Origin of the sequence: Massilia sp. LMS1-1-1.1, assembly GCF_040815535.1 — a bacterium.
In the GTDB taxonomy this organism is placed as follows: Bacteria; Pseudomonadota; Gammaproteobacteria; order Burkholderiales; family Burkholderiaceae_D; genus Janthinobacterium; species Janthinobacterium aestuarii.
Genome location: NZ_JBFPNG010000012.1, coordinates 67,515 through 84,977 on the forward strand (window position 1 = coordinate 67,515; position 17,463 = coordinate 84,977).

At 62.4% G+C, this 17,463-nt stretch carries 21 protein-coding genes; 10 read left to right on the forward strand and 11 right to left on the reverse strand.

From position 1 onward, the window contains the following. Positions 1 to 23: 23 nt before the first annotated feature. Together MRBLMS1_RS10285 and MRBLMS1_RS10290 are read right to left on the reverse strand one after the other, a co-directional pair. Positions 24 to 1,571, reverse strand: coding sequence for a TerC family protein (locus MRBLMS1_RS10285; RefSeq protein ID WP_485879339.1), 1,548 nt, complete (start codon positions 1,569 to 1,571; stop codon positions 24 to 26). 83 nt (positions 1,572 to 1,654) lie between these two features. Continuing rightward, positions 1,655 to 1,924: a hypothetical protein gene (locus tag MRBLMS1_RS10290; RefSeq protein WP_128140025.1), complete on the reverse strand. Its 270-nt coding sequence runs from the start codon at positions 1,922 to 1,924 to the stop codon at positions 1,655 to 1,657. Between the two features lie 285 nt (positions 1,925 to 2,209). Between MRBLMS1_RS10290 and MRBLMS1_RS10295 the strand changes: the two genes are divergently transcribed. Then, on the forward strand, positions 2,210 to 5,056 hold the full coding sequence (locus tag MRBLMS1_RS10295; protein ID WP_485879341.1) for a M16 family metallopeptidase: 2,847 nt from the start codon (positions 2,210 to 2,212) through the stop codon (positions 5,054 to 5,056). Positions 5,057 to 5,125: 69 nt separating this feature from the next. Here MRBLMS1_RS10295 and MRBLMS1_RS10300 read toward each other — a convergent pair whose 3' ends face one another. The 4 genes from MRBLMS1_RS10300 to MRBLMS1_RS10315 form a co-directional block, all read right to left on the reverse strand. Continuing rightward, positions 5,126 to 5,761, reverse strand: coding sequence for a YiaD family glycine zipper/OmpA-like lipoprotein (locus MRBLMS1_RS10300; protein ID WP_128140864.1), 636 nt, complete (start codon positions 5,759 to 5,761; stop codon positions 5,126 to 5,128). Between the two features lie 211 nt (positions 5,762 to 5,972). Next, positions 5,973 to 6,119 carry a lmo0937 family membrane protein gene (locus MRBLMS1_RS10305; RefSeq protein WP_010396376.1) on the reverse strand — a complete coding sequence of 49 codons (147 nt, stop codon included), beginning with the start codon at positions 6,117 to 6,119 and terminating at the stop codon, positions 5,973 to 5,975. A gap of 197 nt (positions 6,120 to 6,316) precedes the next feature. Next, entirely contained in the window at positions 6,317 to 6,583 is a 267-nt protein-coding gene (locus tag MRBLMS1_RS10310; protein ID WP_485879343.1) for a hypothetical protein, read from the reverse strand. A gap of 165 nt (positions 6,584 to 6,748) precedes the next feature. Next, on the reverse strand, positions 6,749 to 7,417 hold the full coding sequence (locus MRBLMS1_RS10315) for an outer membrane lipoprotein (RefSeq protein ID WP_485879345.1): 669 nt from the start codon (positions 7,415 to 7,417) through the stop codon (positions 6,749 to 6,751). A 175-nt stretch (positions 7,418 to 7,592) separates the two neighbouring features. On the opposite strand from MRBLMS1_RS10315, the gene MRBLMS1_RS10320 reads away from it, so the two are divergent. Beyond that, entirely contained in the window at positions 7,593 to 8,369 is a 777-nt protein-coding gene (locus MRBLMS1_RS10320) for a Crp/Fnr family transcriptional regulator (RefSeq protein ID WP_223278904.1), read from the forward strand. Between the two features lie 84 nt (positions 8,370 to 8,453). Here MRBLMS1_RS10320 and MRBLMS1_RS10325 read toward each other — a convergent pair whose 3' ends face one another. Both MRBLMS1_RS10325 and MRBLMS1_RS10330 read right to left on the reverse strand, forming a co-directional pair. Beyond that, complete coding sequence (locus tag MRBLMS1_RS10325; RefSeq protein ID WP_086138583.1) at positions 8,454 to 8,672, reverse strand: glycine zipper 2TM domain-containing protein; 219 nt, start codon at positions 8,670 to 8,672, stop codon at positions 8,454 to 8,456. Positions 8,673 to 8,841: 169 nt separating this feature from the next. Further along, positions 8,842 to 10,878 (reverse strand): AsmA family protein, encoded by a 2,037-nt coding sequence (locus tag MRBLMS1_RS10330; RefSeq protein ID WP_485879348.1) that lies wholly within the window; start codon positions 10,876 to 10,878, stop codon positions 8,842 to 8,844. Positions 10,879 to 11,134: 256 nt separating this feature from the next. Between MRBLMS1_RS10330 and MRBLMS1_RS10335 the strand changes: the two genes are divergently transcribed. The 7 genes from MRBLMS1_RS10335 (at position 11,135) to MRBLMS1_RS10365 (ending at position 15,503) form a co-directional block, all read left to right on the forward strand. Further along, a complete protein-coding gene (locus tag MRBLMS1_RS10335) occupies positions 11,135 to 11,539 on the forward strand; it encodes a DUF4398 domain-containing protein (RefSeq protein WP_051992010.1) in 405 nt (134 codons plus the stop codon). Between the two features lie 26 nt (positions 11,540 to 11,565). Next, on the forward strand, positions 11,566 to 12,465 hold the full coding sequence (locus MRBLMS1_RS10340; protein WP_034758945.1) for an OmpA family protein: 900 nt from the start codon (positions 11,566 to 11,568) through the stop codon (positions 12,463 to 12,465). Between the two features lie 84 nt (positions 12,466 to 12,549). Beyond that, positions 12,550 to 13,086, forward strand: coding sequence for a ferritin-like domain-containing protein (locus MRBLMS1_RS10345; RefSeq protein WP_070304102.1), 537 nt, complete (start codon positions 12,550 to 12,552; stop codon positions 13,084 to 13,086). A 58-nt stretch (positions 13,087 to 13,144) separates the two neighbouring features. Beyond that, the gene (locus MRBLMS1_RS10350; RefSeq protein WP_034758939.1) at positions 13,145 to 13,447 is read left to right on the forward strand and encodes an ElaB/YgaM/YqjD family protein; all 303 of its coding nucleotides are present in this window, start codon (positions 13,145 to 13,147) and stop codon (positions 13,445 to 13,447) included. Between the two features lie 18 nt (positions 13,448 to 13,465). Beyond that, entirely contained in the window at positions 13,466 to 13,852 is a 387-nt protein-coding gene (locus MRBLMS1_RS10355; RefSeq protein ID WP_070224915.1) for a phage holin family protein, read from the forward strand. A gap of 21 nt (positions 13,853 to 13,873) precedes the next feature. Then, positions 13,874 to 14,212: a hypothetical protein gene (locus tag MRBLMS1_RS10360; RefSeq protein WP_034758933.1), complete on the forward strand. Its 339-nt coding sequence runs from the start codon at positions 13,874 to 13,876 to the stop codon at positions 14,210 to 14,212. 136 nt (positions 14,213 to 14,348) lie between these two features. After that, positions 14,349 to 15,503 carry a patatin-like phospholipase family protein gene (locus MRBLMS1_RS10365; RefSeq protein ID WP_139090914.1) on the forward strand — a complete coding sequence of 385 codons (1,155 nt, stop codon included), beginning with the start codon at positions 14,349 to 14,351 and terminating at the stop codon, positions 15,501 to 15,503. A gap of 95 nt (positions 15,504 to 15,598) precedes the next feature. Here MRBLMS1_RS10365 and MRBLMS1_RS10370 read toward each other — a convergent pair whose 3' ends face one another. From MRBLMS1_RS10370 to MRBLMS1_RS10380, 3 genes are read right to left on the reverse strand one after another with little or no spacing between them, the layout of a single operon-like run. After that, positions 15,599 to 15,901: a hypothetical protein gene (locus MRBLMS1_RS10370; RefSeq protein ID WP_485879352.1), complete on the reverse strand. Its 303-nt coding sequence runs from the start codon at positions 15,899 to 15,901 to the stop codon at positions 15,599 to 15,601. A 44-nt stretch (positions 15,902 to 15,945) separates the two neighbouring features. Beyond that, on the reverse strand, positions 15,946 to 16,098 hold the full coding sequence (locus tag MRBLMS1_RS10375; protein ID WP_010396415.1) for a DUF3309 family protein: 153 nt from the start codon (positions 16,096 to 16,098) through the stop codon (positions 15,946 to 15,948). 59 nt (positions 16,099 to 16,157) lie between these two features. Continuing rightward, complete coding sequence (locus MRBLMS1_RS10380; RefSeq protein ID WP_128140018.1) at positions 16,158 to 16,604, reverse strand: outer membrane lipoprotein; 447 nt, start codon at positions 16,602 to 16,604, stop codon at positions 16,158 to 16,160. Positions 16,605 to 16,873: 269 nt separating this feature from the next. Between MRBLMS1_RS10380 and MRBLMS1_RS10385 the strand changes: the two genes are divergently transcribed. Beyond that, entirely contained in the window at positions 16,874 to 17,428 is a 555-nt protein-coding gene (locus MRBLMS1_RS10385; protein ID WP_034758917.1) for a hypothetical protein, read from the forward strand. The last annotated feature ends 35 nt before the right edge of the window (positions 17,429 to 17,463 follow it).

The window sequence follows — 17,463 nt, forward strand, 5'->3', positions numbered from 1 at the left end:
AGCGGGGCACGCTTGCCATTGTGTTACAAACTGTGATCGGGCTCGATGCGGCGTACGTCCACGCAGGCGATGCGGCGCTCGTCCGCTTCGACGATTTCGTAGCGCAAGTCGTCGAGTTCCAGTACTTCGCCCACGGCCGGCATGTTCTCGAAATGCGCCAGCAGGAAGCCTGCCAGCGAGTTGTACTCGCCGTCTTCGCTGACCAGGGTTTCCGTTTCGAACACTTGCTCCAGGTAATGCAGGTCCGTCGCGCCGTCGATGCGCCAGTGGCCGGGGCCCAGCACTTCCACGTCGGGCTGCTCGTCCTCGTCGGGGAATTCGCCGGCGATGGCTTCCAGGATGTCGATTGGCGTGAGCACGCCTTGCACGGTGCCGAACTCGTCGACCACCAGCACCAGCTGGCCGCGCGAGCGCTTCAGGGTTTCCATGGCTTTCAGCACGCCGGCCGCTTCCGGCACGACGACGGCTTCGCGCATGCTGGCCGGGTCGATCTTGCCGTGCGACACCAAATCTTCGATCAGGTCCTTGCTGCGCGCGATGCCGATCACATTGTCGAGGTCATCATTGCAGACAGGAATCATGCTGTGCGGCGTTTCGCGCAGCAGTTGCAGCATCTTGTCGCTGCTGTCGTTCAGGTTGACCCACGACACGTCGCCGCGCGGCGTCATGACGGAGCGGATCGAGCGCTCGGCCAGGGTCAGCACGCCGCTGACCATGTTGCGCTCTTCCACGCCGAAGGCGGAGACGTCGGGCAATTCCTTGACTTCGTGCTCTTCGACGGTTTCGCGGCCCTTGCGTCCGCCCAGCAGGCTCAGCACGGCTTGCGCCGTGCGGTCGCGCAGCGGGGCGTTCGATTGCAGCTTGAGGAAGTTGCGGCGCGCCAGCTGGTTGAAGAACTCGATGACGATCGAGAAACCGATGGCGGCGTACAGATAGCCTTTCGGAATGTGGAAGCCCAGGCCTTCGGCCACCAGCGACAGACCGATCATCAGCAGGAAGCTCAGGCACAGCACGACGACGGTGGGGTGGGCGTTGACGAAGCGCGTCAGCACCTTCGAGGCCAGCATCATGACGACGATGGAAATGACGACGGCCGCCATCATGACATACAGGTTTTCCACCATGCCGACGGCCGTGATGACGGCGTCGAGCGAAAAGACGGCGTCGAGCACGACGATCTGCGCCACCACGAGGCCGAAGCCCGCGTAGACTTTCGGGCCCGTCTGGGCATGCGTGACGCCTTCGAGGCGCTCGTGCAGCTCGCTGGTGGCCTTGAACAGCAGGAACAGGCCGCCGAGGAGCAGGATCAGGTCGCGCCCCGAGAACGAGAACGTCAATATGGAAAACAATGGCGTCGTCAGTGTGACCAGCCAGGAAATCAGCGAGAGCAGGCCCAGGCGCATGACGAGGGCCAGGGTCAGGCCCAGCACCCGGGCTTTGTCGCGCTGGTGCGGCGGCAGCTTCTCGGCCAGGATGGCGATGAAAATCAGGTTGTCGATACCCAGTACGATTTCCAGTACGACCAGCGTCAGCAGGCCGACCCAGATTGTCGGGTCAAATAACCATTCCATGTGTGTAACCTTGTAAAGTCAGTAAGTATCAAGCTTGCCTGGCGGCTTGTGCCCCGGGCGTGATGGGTGCTGCAGTGTTCGTCTCAGTGGCGGACGCGCGGCGGCCGGGTGGCCAGCCGCACGTCCGCTTCGGAAAGTGCGCCCGGTCCCGCTTGCCAAATGATGGCGTAAAACGGCACGGCCTGGCGCGAGCTCGGGTACAGCGTGATGGGATCGTTGTCGCATTCGTCGGCAGTGCAGCTGTCGCCGGGCAATCCGGCATGGGCGCTGGGGGCAATGCAATCTGCGGCAGGCGTGGCGGCAACGCCGGCCACATCAAGGTGCTGGAATGGGGAAGGGCTGGCGTAGGCCATGCTGGCGAACGCCTGGGGTAACGCGATGAAAACAAAAAGGCAGAGCAGGACGAGAGCTCGTCTCATATACAGGCAGATAGTTCTGGAACCGTGGAGTATAACACGCGCACATAACAGCTCGATGACAGGCACTTGCGTAACTGACAAGCATGACGTAAATTGCGAGAGCAATGATTTCCCTGGGCAGCGAAGACGCAGCGCGGGTCCATGGCAATTCTTGCGTTCGTATTCCATTGCGCCCGCTTGTGCGCTTGTCTAATAACGTAGTGTTACCAGGACTCTGCCTTGAAACCCATTACTGCCCTCCTGCTTGCCGCCGGCATCCTGTCGCCGTCGTTCATCCTGGCCGCCACCCCCGTTGAAGCGGCGCCGACTCAGAAAACCGGCAAGGCCGCGCCGAACCGCGCCGCCGCCGTCAAGGTCACGTCCGTCGAAGGCATTACCGAATACCGGCTGGCCAATGGCTTGCGCGTGCTGCTGTTCCCCGATGCCAGCAAGCCGACCCTGACCACCAACATCGTCTACCTGGTCGGTTCGCGCCATGAAAACTATGGCGAAACGGGCATGGCCCACTTGCTCGAGCACTTGCTGTTCAAGCCCAGCGCAAACTTCGGCATCAAGAAGGGCACGAAAACCCCGGTCGAGATCCTGAACTCGACGGGGGCCGATTTCAACGGCACCACCTGGTACGACCGTACCAATTACTACGCCACTTTCCCCGCCAACGACGACAACCTGCGCCAGATGCTGGCCATGGAAGCGGACCGCATGGTCAACGCGGCCATCGACCAGAACGACCTGTGGAATCCGACGACGCAGAAGGGCGAAATGACCGTCGTGCGCAACGAGTTCGAGATGGGCGAGAGCGACCCGATCGGCGTGACGAGCGAGCGCATCCAGGCCATCGCCTACGACTGGCACAACTACGGCAAGTCGACCATCGGCGCCCGTTCCGACATCGAGCAGGTGAACATTCCCCGCTTGCGTGCGTTTTACCATAAATATTATCAACCCGATAACGCCGTGCTGATGGTGGCGGGCCGCTTCGATGAAGCGAAGGTCTTGAAGCAGATCAATGAACTGTTCGGCAAGATTCCGAAACCGACGCGCGTGATCGAACCGACCTACACGGCCGAACCGGTGCAAGATGGCGAGCGTGCCGTGACGGTGCGCCGCAGCGGCGGCACGCAGTTCGTCGGCGCCGGCTACCACGTGGCGCCGTCCGGCAACCCGGACGCCGTCGCCATCGAGGTGCTCGGTCACGTGCTGACGGACGCACCGGCCGGCCGCCTGCACAAGGCGCTGGTGGAAACCAAGCTGGCCAGCAAGATCGAATACAACTCGGTAAGCAACCTGGAGCCGGGCTACAACCTGTTTGGCGCGCTGGTGCCTGTCGATGGCAACCTCGACGCGGCGCAAGCGGCCATGCTGAAAGTGCTGGAAGACTTGAAATCGCAGCCGGTCACGGATGCGGAAGTGGCGCGCGTGAAACAGCAGCTGAACAAGCAGGTCGAACTGATCACGTCGAACACGGCGCGCATGACGATCGCCCTGACGGAGTCCCTGGCGGCTGGCGACTGGCGCTTGTTCTTCCTGCAGCGCGACCAGCTCGACAAGCTGACGACGGCGCAGGTGCAGGCGGCGGCCGAGAAATACCTGAAGAGCTCGAACCGCACCCTGGGCCGTTTCATTCCCACCGATGCGCCGGACCGCACGGTCGTGCCGGCCTACGCCGACGTGGCGCCGCAACTGGCTGGCTACACGGGCCGCGCTGTCGTGGCGCAGGGCGAAGCATTCGACCCGAGTCCCGACAATATCGAAGCGCGCACCACGCGCTTCACCTTGCCGAACGGCCTGAAGGGCGCCTTGCTGCCGAAGAAAACCAAGGGCAGCACCGTCAGCGTCGTGTTGAAATTGCAGATCGGCAGCGAAGAGAACTTGCGCGGCAAGGCGCAAGTGGGTGTCTACACGGCCAATCTGTTGTCGCGCGGCACGGATAAACTGTCGCGCCAGGAAGTGAAGGACAAGTTCGACCAGCTGGGCACGCAAGTGGCGATTTCGGGCGGCGCCGAGGGCGTGACCGCCATGCTGATGGGCAAGCGCGAGAACTTGCCGGCCGCCATGGACTTGCTGGCGCAAGTGCTGCAAAAGCCGGCCTTGAGCGAAACGGAATTCCTGGAATTGCAGCGCGAGCGCGTCGGCCGCGCGGAGCAGGAATTGCCTGAACCGCAGCCGCTGGCCGTGAACGCCTTCCGCCGCCTGCTCGACGCCACGCCGGAAGGCCATGTGCGCCACGTGGCGACCTTGCCAGCGGAACTGGCGCAATGGAAAGCCATCAAGGTTGCCGATGTAAAAGCCTTCCATGGCGCCTACTATGGCGCGTCGAACGCCACCTTTGCCGCCGTGGGCGACTTCGATCCGGCTGCGCTGAAGGCGCAAGTGGCCAGCCTGTACGGCAGCTGGAAGGCGCAGCAGCCATATGTGCGCATTCTTGATGCCGTCAAGCCTGTCAGCGGCGAGAAAGTCACGCTGGAAACGCCGGACAAGGCCAACAGCGTGCTGTTCGCCATCCAGCCGATTCCCCTCAAGGATGACGCCGCCAGCTATCCGGCCTTGCTGATGGCCAATCACATGCTCGGTGGCGGCGCCTTGCGCAGCCGCCTGGCCGACCGCATCCGCCAGAAGGAAGGCTTGTCGTACGGCGTCGGTTCGCAAGTGAGCATTCCGTCGCGCGAACCGGCCGGTTACTGGATGGCGTATGCCATCAGCGCGCCGCAAAACACGGTCAAGGTGGAAGCGGCCCTGCGCGAGGAAATCGCCAAGGCACTGGCCGACGGCTTCACGCAAGAGGAACTGGCCGAAGCGAAGAAAGGCTGGCTGCAATCGCAGGAAGTGGGCCGCACGCAGGACAGCGGCCTGGCGCGCGAACTGGCCGGCTACCTTGCCGAAGACCGCACCATGGCCTACGACAAGGACCTGGAAGCGAAGGTGGCTGCCTTGACCCTGGCGCAAGTGAACCAGGGCCTGCGCGAATACCTGAAGCCATCGGCTGTTTCGGTCGTGACGGCCGGCGACTTTGCCAAGGTGGCGAAAGAGGGTGAAAGCGGCGCCAAGGCAACGACGTCGAAATAAGCTGTTTCAATTAAAAAAACCCGCCGGCAAGTTACCTTGCCGGCGGGTTTTTTATTGAAGCATGTCAACTTAGCGCGGAGCCAACTCCGCGACGTAAATTTCCACGCGGCGGTTGCGTGCGCGTCCCGATGCATCCGCATTCGAGGCGATCGGCTCGCGGGCGCCGCGGCCTTCCGTGACGACGCGGGTCGGCGAGACGCCGCGCATGGCCAGGTAGTCGCGCGTGTGGGCGGCGCGTTCCACCGACAGCGGCTCGTTGATGGAGTCGCTGCCCGTGCTGTCCGTATGGCCGATGATGCTGACCGTCGTGTTCGGGTTTTCATTCAGCGTGGCGGCGAAGCGGTCGAGGATGGGGCGGAAGTTGCCCTTGATGTCGGCGCGGTTGGTGTCGAAGGAAATGTCGCTCGGGATTTCCATTTTCAGGCGGTTATCGGCCGTTTGCGAGACTTGCACACCAGTACCCTGTGTCGCTTGTTCCATCGCGCGCTTCTGGTTTTCCATGCGGTTCGACCAGATATTGCCGATGACGGCGCCCGCTGCCGCGCCGATCAGGGCGCCGCCGGCCGTGCGGCCGCTGCTGCCGCCACCGGTCGTGCCGCCGATCAAGGCGCCCAGGCCTGCGCCGACGCCGGCGCCCGTGGCCGTGCCACGCTGCGTTGCGGACATGTCCGCGCAGCCGCTGGCGGCCAATGCGATCACCAGCATGCCGATCAGGGATTTGGCGCCAGGGCCTTTTTTGAATGTTTCTTTCATGGATTTTCTCCTTGTTTTGTTATTGGGACATACCCAGGAATTACCTGCACACGTTACTGCAAAATGCCGCGGCGTGCCAGTGCGCACGCACTGTATGCAAAGGCGGCAAAAAGGCGGCGCCCGTTTGCACGCGCGCCGCCCTGTCCAGCCAGTGCGCCAGCCTCTATAAACCGCGCCCGCTGATCAAACGCAGCAGCACCATGATCACGGCGACCACCAGCAGAATGTGAATGAAGCCGCCAATGGTATAGGAAGTTACCAGGCCCAGCAGCCAAAGAATAATGAGTACGACGGCGATTGTATACAGCATGATGTGTCCTCCGAGAGTAATGTGTGGATGACGGCGTCTGCCTTGGCCTTGCGCTGTCATCGGTTTTTTGTCATTGCGCGGCGACTGGGTCGCTGAACGCTGATGCCATGACTTATTGTCTACTTTGTTTCTGAAATTTTCTGTACGGTGCCGTACACAAGCCTGATTTACCCAACTTATTCCTTATTTTAGCCAGCTTATTTGGCCAAATTCCGCTCGCGCAGCGGCGGCCGTTCCTGTTCGCCATCCATGCCCGGTATCCAGGCCAGCATGCCTGCCAGGCCGATGGCGCCGGCCAGGCAGCTGACCATGCCGCCCGTCAGCAACAGCATCACGCCAAACACGGGCGCGCTCGCTTGCACGGGCGCCAGGTCCAGCGCGCAGAAGCCCAGCGCGGTGGCCAATACGCCGCCGCCAATAAAGCCGAGCCAGATCCGGCGACTGCCTGTCTTGTCGTTTTCCATCGCATCTCCTTGAAGACATCCGTTGAACTTTCTTGAATGCATCATCTCGCGGGACGGCAAACTCATCTGTACGCCAACGAACATTATCAAAAAGAAAACGCCCGGACGGGCCGGGCGTGTGTCGAATTTGCAACTAATCGCAGCAGCGGCGCCGCCGCGGTTCGCTTAGCCGATGGCGCGCAAGCCGCCGTTGACGATGCGCACGCGGTCGCCCTGGCGCCAGTTCGGCGCGGCGCTCTGGTGCACGGTGCGCGTCTTGCCGTTATCGAGGCGCACGACGATGTTGTAGCTGCGCGTGGCGCGCACGCTGCCTTCGATCTGGTTACCGGCCACGGCGCCGCCAACAGCGCCCAGCACGGTGGCCAGTTGCTTGCCATGACCGCCGCCTACCTGGTTGCCCAGCAAGCCGCCGACGACGGCTCCACCGGCCGCGCCCACGCCGCTGCCTTCGGCGCGCGTATTGACTTCATGGATGGCTTCGATCACGCCGCAATTGCTGCACACTTGCGGCGCCGGGGCTGCCGCGTATTGTTGCTGTGGTTGCGGCTGGGGCTGCGGCTGGCGCACGGGTTGCTGCTGTTGCTGTTGCTGTTGCTGCTGCTGTGGCGGCAGGGCGGCCAGCGGCTGCGCGCCGGCAGGCTGCAGGTTCGCTGGCGGCTGGTTGGCCTGCAGGCTGGCCATCTGCTCGGCCGAGGTGCTCGCTGCCAGCGGCTGGCTATCGCCCTGGGATGAAGGCAGCCAGCCCATCAGGGCCGCCGTGCCGACGCCGCAAAACAGCAGGACGGCGACGGCGGCGGCAAGCACCAGCGGATGGAGGGATTTGGTGGTGGTCATGGAAGGCTCCTTGTTTTTTAAAATAATGAAATGGGTAGTGCGTGTTATCCGTGCATGCGGCCAGTGTGCTGTACCGCTTGCCCCGCTTCCGTGCGTCACCGTACATACAGGGACGGTACTGCACCGTAGGCTAGGTAAAAATTATGTCGAGTTGTAACGACACCAAGGAAAAGCAATGCCACTAACGAACGCCAGCACGACCCTGTCCCGCGATACAGGCCGATCCGGCCTGGGGTCGCCCGCGGGCGCGCCTGACGCCGGCAACCGCTTGCTGGCCAGCCTGCCCGAGCACGACTTGCGGCACCTGACGGCGCTGTTCGATACCGTCACCGTCGAGGTGGGCGAGGTGCTGTACGAACCTGGCCAGCCTATCGGTCACATCTATTTCCCCGGCGACTGCCTGATCTCGCTGCTGGCCGTGGCGGAAGGCCGCATGACCCTGGAAGTGGGCTCCGTCGGCCGCGAAGGCGTCCTGGGCGCTTCCGTCGCGCTCGGTCATGAACTGGCGCAAGTGCGTGCAGTCGTGCAACGTTCCGGCACGGCCAGCCGCATCGCGCGGGCCGATTTCTGCGCCGAGTTCGCCCAGCTCGAGTCCCTGCAGCGTTTGCTGTACCGCTACACGGACACCCTGCTGGCGCAAGCCATCCAGATTGCCGTGTGCAGCCGCTTCCACGTGCTCGAAGCGCGCCTGGCCCGTTCGCTGCTGATCACGCGCGACCGCCTGCAGTCCGAAAAATTCCACCTCACGCATGAATTCCTCGCCCATACCCTCGGTGTGCGGCGGGTCGGCGTGACCAAGGCGGCCAGCGCGCTGCAACAGCAAAAACTCATCACTTACAGCCGCGGCAATATCGAGATCCTCGATTCGGCTGGCCTGGAAGCCGTTTCCTGCCGCTGCTACGAGCTGGTCAAGGACAGCGGCACCATCGGCATGGCCAACGTCTTCGTCTGAGTTCCCGGCTTTCCTTCCTGTTGCCACAGACGCAAAAAAGCGGGGTGGGCGCCTGGGCACCCACCCCGCTTTCTTGATCAACGATTACTTCGGCTTGACCTGATTACCGATCACGCCGCCGACAGCGGCGCCGCCGACTGCGCCGACAGCGCTGCCGCCCGTCAGCACGGAACCGGCGACGGCGCCGACACCGGCGCCGATGGCCGTATTTTTATCCTGGGCGGACATGTTGGCGCAAGCCGTCAGGCTCAGCAGCAGGGCGGCAACGGAAGTGGTAGCGGCGATTTTTTTAATGATTTGCATGATAGTTCTCCTATGAATTCGGACCTCGTGGCGCCGGCATGGTATGGGCCGGATGACTTCGTGACGCCGTGTGTTTCAGGCACGATCACAGAATAGAATTGTGGCAAGGCAGGGTCTGTTCGGCAACGCACATAGGCGTGTAACAATTGTAAAGGCACCCACCCCGCGTTCAGCGCACCTTGCGTACGGCTTTCCCCGGCTTGGGCGCCACGGGCTTGACGCGCGCCTGGGCCAGCAGTGCCGCGCATTCGCTATCCTCGACGGGGCCGGCATTGACCAGCGGCAGCAGCGCCGCCACGGGCGCCACCACGGCCAGCGCGAGGGCGCCACCGGCGCGCAGGGCCAGCACGCCCTTGTCGACGCTCACGTCGGGCTTGCTGAAAGTCCCATGCACATACAGGGGCGAGCGCAGCGAAAAGACGCGCAAGCCTTTGCTGTCCGGGCGCAGGGTCAGGTCCAGCCGTTCATCGGCCAGGTTCACCGTGCCATCGATATTCAGGACGGCGTCATCCGTGTCGACGATGAACTGGCGCGTGCGCATCAGTCCCTTGGTGACGGCGAAATCGGCGGCCATGCAGTTCAGCTTGACCTGCTTGTCGCCAGACAGTTTTGCCAGCACGACGCTGCCGATATTCAAGCCCATTTCTTCCAGCAGCAACTTGCTGATGCTGCCCCGGTTGATCAGCGCGCGCACTTCGCCGTTCGAACTGCCCAGCAGGGTGGCGACGGAATTGCCCGTGGCCGACAGCGAAGCGTCGCCATTGATTTCGCCCACGCTGGCCTGCAGGGCGGGCAGGCGGGGGAACAGCTGCTGGATGTGCAGATGGCGCGCGCTGGCCTTGAGTTCGGCGGCGATGCCGTTGGCGATGACCTTGCCACTGCCGTCGAGCTTGATCTGCGACGTCAGGGTGCCGCCCGCCACGTTGAAGTTGAGCGGCGTCAGGGACAGCACGCCATCCGTCAATACCACATGCGTGTCGAGCTTGCTGATCGGCAGCTCGGCGTCGCGCGTGATCTTGTCCGCCGTGTAGCGCACGTCGGCGTCCAGGCTGGTCCAGCGCTCCGTCTTGAACGTTTCCACCGGCAAGACGCGGCCAGCCGGCTGCGTCGACGGCACGCCCCGTTCCTTCTTGCTGGCGCTGGAATCGGCGCCCACCAGCGGACCGAGGTCGGAAAATTGCAGCAGGCGCGAGTGGACTTCGCCCGTCAGGCGCTTGCGCGGCATGCTGGCGGAAAAAGCCAGCTTGCCACTGATGTCGCTCGACCCTACCTTGCCGCTGAACTTGTCGTATACCCACTCGCCGCCGCGCGGCGCCAGGGTGCCCGTCAAATGGCCTTCCGTGCTGAAGTGCGGCGTTTCCGGCAGCAGCACGCCCGTCAATGGATACAGGCGGGCCATGCTGGGTCCGGACAGCTTCAGGCGCACGTCGAGCGCGGCCAGATTCGTCGGGCGCGTCAGCGTGCCTTCGATGGCCATGCTGTTGCCGCCCGCGCGCATGTCGGCCTGGATGGGGAAGGGCGTGCCTTGCTGCTGCAGCGACAGTACGCCGCCCGCCTTGCCGCCGCCCTTGACGGTTTCGCCACGGTATTTGCCCGACAGCGTCCAGGCGATGCCGTAGCGCGCGTCGCCCGCGATGGTGTCGACATCGGCGCGCATCGCCGTTTTGCTGACGCCATCGTCCAGGGTCACGGTGCCCTTGCTGAAGACCACGCTTTGCAATTCCAGCTGCCACGGCGACGGCTGTTCCTGCTTGTCGAAGGTCCAGTTGTTCTTGCCGTCCTTGTTGCGCAGCAAGCGCACCTGCGGCGTGTCGAAGCGCAATTGCGGGATGATGATTTTCTTGTCCAGCAGGGCCAGCGGATTGAGCGAGAACGCCAGCTGGCTGACGGTGGCAAGCTGCGCCTCGTCGTCCCTTCCTGCCATGGCACTCGGGTTGCCCAGACGCACATCCTTGGCCTGCAGGTGCGGCCACGGCAAATAGTCGCGCCAGCTTTGTTTTCCTCCAGCCGTCGGTTGCTGCCACGTCAGCGCCAGGTCGCCCTCGATGGCAAACGGCCGCGCCAGCGCTTCGCTGACGCGCGCGTTGAGCCAGGGTTTGGCGCGGTTCCAGTCCATGTTCAGCAGGACGATGGAAGCCGTGACGGGCACGGCGATGAGTACGGCGGTGCTGGCGAGGGCTATTTTCTGACGGCGGGAGAGCGGCATGAGCGGATTCTTTCTGTACAAGTAGTCATGATGCTACAGGAATCGTCCTGAAGCCGGGGCCGTTTCAGGTTTTACTGGCGGGCACGTGCGCTAGCGCACGTTGCCCATGCAAGTATTGTCGATTTCCTACCCTATGTGCGGCACCGAACGGATATGCGGGGAGCCGGAGCCTATAACGTCTACATCAAACGCCGTTCCTGATTCCAGATGCACCGACGTATGAACCTTACTGCTTACATTCTCCAGGAGAAGAAAAATGACAAACCGAGATTTCAAGATGTCCCCGTTGGCCGCCTTGGCCGCCTGCGCCACCGCCGTTGTCCTGATGACGGGCTGTTCCAGCCTGAAAACGCCAGCCACAGCCGACGTCGCCGTGTCGCGCGCCGCCGTCGATAACGCGGCCAGCGCCGGCGCCGCCGACCTGGCGCCTGATGAAATGCGTTCGGCCCGCGAAAAAATGCGCATGGCCAACCAGGCGCTGAAAGACCGCGACTACAAGACGGCGCGCGACCTGGCCGACCAGGCGCAAGCCGATGCCAAGCTGGCGCAAAGCAAGGCCAACTCGGCCAAGGCCACCAGCGCCGCCGACGAGATCAACGAGAACATCCGCGTCATGCGCGAAGAGCTCGACCGCGCCAATCAGCAAGCCCCAAAACAATAACTAATAACAATAACTAGGACCCCATCATGAAAAAAGCTACTTACACCACCATTCCCGGCCTGCTGGCCATGGCCGCCTTTGTCGCCGCCTGCAGCTCCGCACCGACCACCACCAGCCTGCTCGACCAGACGCGTGGCGACTACATGGCGGCGCAATCGAACCCGATCGTGTCGACCTATGCGCCACGCGAATTCCGTGAAGCGAGCGCTGCCCTGGAAGCGGCAAACGCGGCCGCCACGCGCCAGGAAGATAGCGAAAAAGTCGACAAGCTGGCCTACCTGGCCAAGCAAAAGATAGCCACGGCACAAGAAGTCGCCAAGCAGAAAGCCGCTGAAGCCGATATCGCCAACGCCGGCAAGCAGCGCGATCAATTGCGCCTCGATGCGCGCACGCAGCAGGCTGACCAGGCCACGGCCCGCGCCCAGTCGGCGCAGGCGGATGCGGAAGCGGCCAAGGCCCAGGCGCAAGCGGCCGAAGCATCGGCCCGTGATGCGCAAGCCCGCGCCGCCGGACTCGAGGCGCAGCTGGCCGATCTGGCGGCCAAGAAAACCGAGCGCGGCATGGTGATCACCCTGGGCGACGTGCTGTTTGGCACGGACAAGGCGAATCTGACGGCCGATGGCGCGAATACGGCGCGCAAGCTGGCTGACGTGCTGAAAAACAACCCGCAGCGCACCGTGCTGATCGAAGGCTTCACGGATAGCACGGGCGGCTCCGCGCACAACCTGGAATTGTCGCAACGCCGCGCCGAATCCGTGCGCAATGCGCTGCTGGAGCAAGGCATCAGCCGCGACCGCATCGCCACGAAAGGCTATGGCGCCGCCTATCCGGCCGCCGGCAATGACACGGCGGCAAACCGCCAACTGAATCGCCGGGTGGAAATCGTCTTGTCCGAGGACAACACGGCGATTCCCGCCCGCCGTTAAACGCCTTGGGGCGTTGTAAGCCAAAGGCAGCACCGGCCGCAACCTGGCCGGTGGATACCCACGCAAGTATTGAAAGGAAGCATCATGACACCAACATCTGTTGAGATTCCAGCTGGCATCGATACGGCGGCCATCCGCGCTGCCGCGAAAAACCTGGACGACGGCGCCGTGACGGCCGGCTACCAGGCCGACCGCGAGGAGTTGATCACTCTGTTGAATGGCGCGCTGGCCACCGAGCTGGTGTGTATCGCGCGCTACAAGCGCCACTACTACACCGTAAGCGGACGCGACAATGGCAGCATCAAGGCCGAGTTTCTCGAGCATGCGCAGCAGGAGCAGGAACATGCGGACTGGCTGGCCGAACGCATCGTGCAATTGAATGGCAAGCCAGATTTTAATCCTGCAACATTGCTTGCGCGTAGCCATGCCGAGTATGATGACTCCGAAGACGTGCAGAGCATGGTGCGTGCCAATCTGATCGCGGAACGGGTAGCGATCGAGTCGTATCGCCAGATGATTGTAAAAATCGGCGACAAAGACCCGACCACACGCCATTTGTTGATCAAAATCATGGCTGTTGAAGAAGAGCACGCCGATGATATGCGCGATCTAATGGAATAGTGTTTTTGAGTAAAGTAGGTATAGTAACTACATTCATCCACAGCTAAGGAGCTAAACCATGTTGGAAAATAATATCACCACCGTTAATAACGATGTCAAAACCCTCGTCAAGGATGCGCAAGCCCTGTTCAGCGCCGCTGCCGCCCTGACCGGCGAAAAAGCCGATGAAGTGCGCATCAAGGGCATGAAAACCCTGGACGCCGCCCTGGCCAAAGCACATGAAGCGCAAGCGTCGGCCATCGTTGCCACCAAGCAGATGGCTGCCCAGGCAGACGGCTATGTCAAGGAAAACCCATGGCGTACGGTGGCCGTTGCCGCTGGCGTCGGCGTGCTGGTCGGCTTCATCCTGGGCCGCAAGTAATCCACTGTCAGGAGCGATATGGACAAGTCTGCTTCGTCTCACCAGGGGCCGGGATTGATCGGCTCGGTCGCCGGCCTGGCCAAGAACGCCGTCGGACTGATGTTGTCGCGGCTGGAACTGGCCACCATCGAACTGTCGGAAGTGCGCAATCACATGCTGCAGCTGGTTGTCATTTTCGCGCTGGCGACGGTGGCGGGCTTGTTTGCCATCGCTTACGGCAGCGTGCTGATCGTTTTCCTCGCCTGGGATAGCCTGGGCTGGAAGATCCTGGCGATCATGACGGTCGTGTTCGTACTGCTGGCCATCGCGCTGGTCATGTATGCGCGCGCCATGCTGCGTCAAGGAAAGCTGTCGATGCCGGCCACCATGGCGGAATTGAAGGCCGACCGCGACATGCTGATGTAAGCTGCCTCACGAGGAGAATTCATGTCGGAAACCGACAAACTGGCGGCGCAAGCCGCCCGCAAGCGCCTGCTGATCGCCCAGGGCGAAATGTACCGCGTGGGCATCGTGCATGCGCGCGCCAACGTGGGCTATGCATTGCGTCCCGAGTCGATGCTGCAGGGCGTGGTCGAGACGGCGGTCGGCTTTGCCGGTCACCGCGTCGAGTCCCTGCTGGCGCCGGGCGGCATGCGTTTGCAAGGCGCCATGCCCTACGTGCTGACGGCGCTATCGTTTATCGGACGCAAGAAGCTGGTCAAGCCGGCCCTGGTCCTCGTGGCCGTGGCCGCCGTTGCCGCCAGCTGGCTGCGCCGCAAGCGCTGAACGCCAGCCGTGTTGCACAGGAACGCCGTCATTGACGGCGTTTTTTTTGCCTGCACTCAAGGTCCGGCGCGCATACACGCAATCCCTTACAATGATTCACGCCGTATTTCGCGCGGCGGACAGAGGGGCCATCTTGATGACGCATTCGAAGACACCGATCAATCAGTTAAATCCCTCGCGCCTGCGCATCGTGCTGGTGCTGCAGGGTGGCGGCGCACTGGGCGCCTACCAGGCCGGCGTCTATCACGCGCTGCACGAACATGGCCTGGCGCCCGACTGGGTGGTGGGCACCTCGATCGGCGCCATCAATGCCGCCATTCTGGCCGGCAACAAGCACGAAGACCGGCTCGTGCGTCTGAAACAGTTCTGGCAGCGCGTGGCGCACCGCGACAGCATCGACATGAATTTGGTCTCCGACCAGCAGCGCCGCTCGAACATCTGGCTGGCCACGCTCGATACGGTGCTGCGCGGCGTGCCCGGCTTTTTCAAGCCGCGCACCTTCAGCCTGTTTCCGGCCGGAATCGCCGTCAAGCCGGAAGAGGCCAGTTTTTATGACACCAGCGAACTGGCCAGCACCCTTGAGGAACTGGTCGATTTCGATTATCTGAACGAGCCTGGCGGCATGCGCCTGACCGTCAACGCCCTGCGCGTCAAATGCGGCAGCCTCACCAGTTTCGACAGCCAGCAGCAGGCCCTGACGGCCGATCACATCCGCGCCAGCGGCGCCTTGCCGCCCGGCTTTGCCGGCGTGCGCGTCGATGGCGATTTATACTGGGATGGCGGCCTGTACTCGAATACGCCGCTGGAAACCGTGCTCGACGACACGCCCCACGTCGATACCTTGGTCTTCATGGTGGACCTGTGGAGCTCGGAAGGGCCGGAACCGACCACCCTCGATGAAGTGCAGACGCGGCAAAAGGATGTCACCTTCGCGTCGCGCTCGAAGCGGCATATCGCCGATTATGTCAATACGCACACCTTGCAGCGCAAATTGCGCGAATTGTATGCCGGCCTGCCCGACACCAAGCACAACCGCCAGCAGACGGAAGAACTGGTGGCGCTCGGTTGCGACAGCACCATGCACATCGTGCGCCTGCCGTATGCGGGGCGCGACTGGCACATGGCGGCCAAGGATATCAATTTTTCCAAGGGTTCGATCGAGTGGCGCTGGGAGCAGGGCTACCAGGATGGCTTGCGCGCGATCAAGGCGGCCGGCTGGCTGGCTTTTGTCACGGAAGATACGCCGCTCGTGGTGCACGAACTGCCACCCTACGAACGCGACGCTGCCTAGTGACGCCTGTCAAAACCTGCTGCGCGTCGGTTTTGCCAGGCGTTGCAAGAGTATTAGAGCAAGAGTACAGAGCAAGAGTACGCCGCATTGCTGCATCAATGCGGATGTGCCGCCTCGCGCAGTTTTTCCGCGTTCGCCATGTCTTGCCGGTAGGTGTCTTGTGCATCCTTCAGGCAGGTGGCGCGCGCGGCGGACGGTTCCAAACGGCAGGCTTTTTTGGCCTCGGCCAGGGCGGCGGCGATTTCCTTGCGCAGGGTGCGCAGCTGGGCTTGCGCCGTGCTGTCTTCCTGGTACCAGCGTTGCGGGTCGCCTGGCTGCGGCGTGGCTGTCTGGGCCAATGCCAGCGGCGCCAGGCTGCAGGCGAACAGGGTGGCCAATAGTATGTTGTGGATAGTCATGATATTTCCTCCTTGAAATAAAAAAGGCGCCGTAGCGCCTTTTTTTACAACCTGCCTGTCAGTAATAGCAGGATCAGTATCACTACGACCAGGCCGGCGATGCCGCTGGGGCCGTAACCCCAGTTGCGGCTATGCGGCCAGGTGGGCAGGACGCCGACCAGGGCCAGGATCAAGATGATCAGAATGATGGTGCCCATGGTATCTCCTTGTTGGTGCGTGGTCCGGCGCAGGCTTGCTGGCAAGCCTGGCCAGCGGATTAATAGCGGTAGACGCGGCCGTCAACGATGCGCACGCGGTTGCCCGGGCGCAAATCATTGGCGTTGTCTTGCACCACGGTACGGTATTCGCCGTTGTCGAGACGCACGCTGATCTGGTAAGCCTGGGCCTGCTGCTTGCGGCCTTCGACCTGGTTGCCCACGACGCCGCCGGCGACGGCGCCCGCCACGGTGGCGGCCGTGCGTCCGCTGCCCGAACCGATGGTATTGCCCAGCAGGGCGCCGGCGATGCCGCCGACCACGGCGCCGGCGCCGCTGGTTTGGCCGCCACCCTGCACGATCTGGATGGAGTCGACGGTGCCGTACATGGCGGATTCAGGCTGGTTGGCGGGGTAATACTGTTGTGATTGGGACGGGCCGGTGGCGCAACCGCTGAGTACGGCTGTGGCGGCGAGCATCAGTGCGGCCAAGGTGGCGTTGGTTTTCATTTTATTCTCCTGACGAGGTGAGGGTGTAGTGCCATCTTAGTCATGCCCCCGTCCCGGGTCTGTACGCTGCCGCACGTACATATTTGCTGCCAAAAATGGTATTTTTTACCGTGGCGATTCATCAAAACGTTGTTATTTCTCTCTGTCTCCCTTTTGCTTTCAAAATAAATTACTTGTGTACGGCAGCGTACAGAAGAGCGGCGACTATCCACGTAAAACGGTAGTCATGCCAAGCAGATATGTTTGGCACCACCAGGGAGAAATACAATATGAACAAGAATAAGCTTTTCACCGCCATCGTCGTCAGCCTGGCATGCGCCGCCTGGGGCGGCCAGGCAGTGGCCGCCACGCCGGAAGCAAAAGCAGCCTACAAGGCGGCCAATGAACAGGCTGCCCTGAACTACAAGCTCGCGCATGCCGAGTGCGAAAAAATCACGGGCAATCCGAAGGATGTCTGCATCGCCGAAGCAAAGGCCGTGCGTACCTACGATGAAGCCGTGGCCCAGGCGCAATACACGAATACCCTGCGCGCCTACACCAAGGCGCGCATCAAGATTGCCGATGCCAATTACGATGTCGACCTGGCGCGCTGCAATGCGGTGACGGGCAACGACAAGGATGTCTGCGTCAAGCTGGCCAAGTCCACCAAGGTGGCGGCCCTGGCCGACGCCAAGGCGGACAAGAAAGTCATCGAAGCGCGCAGCGATGCGCGTGAAGCAAAAAGAAAAGCCGAGTACAAGGTCGCGACAGAAAAATGCGATGCATTAGCCGGCGCAGCCAAGGATGACTGTATCAAGGCTGCAAAAACCCAGTTTGGCTACTGAGCTCCATCCGGCGCGCAGTCACCACACTGGTATAA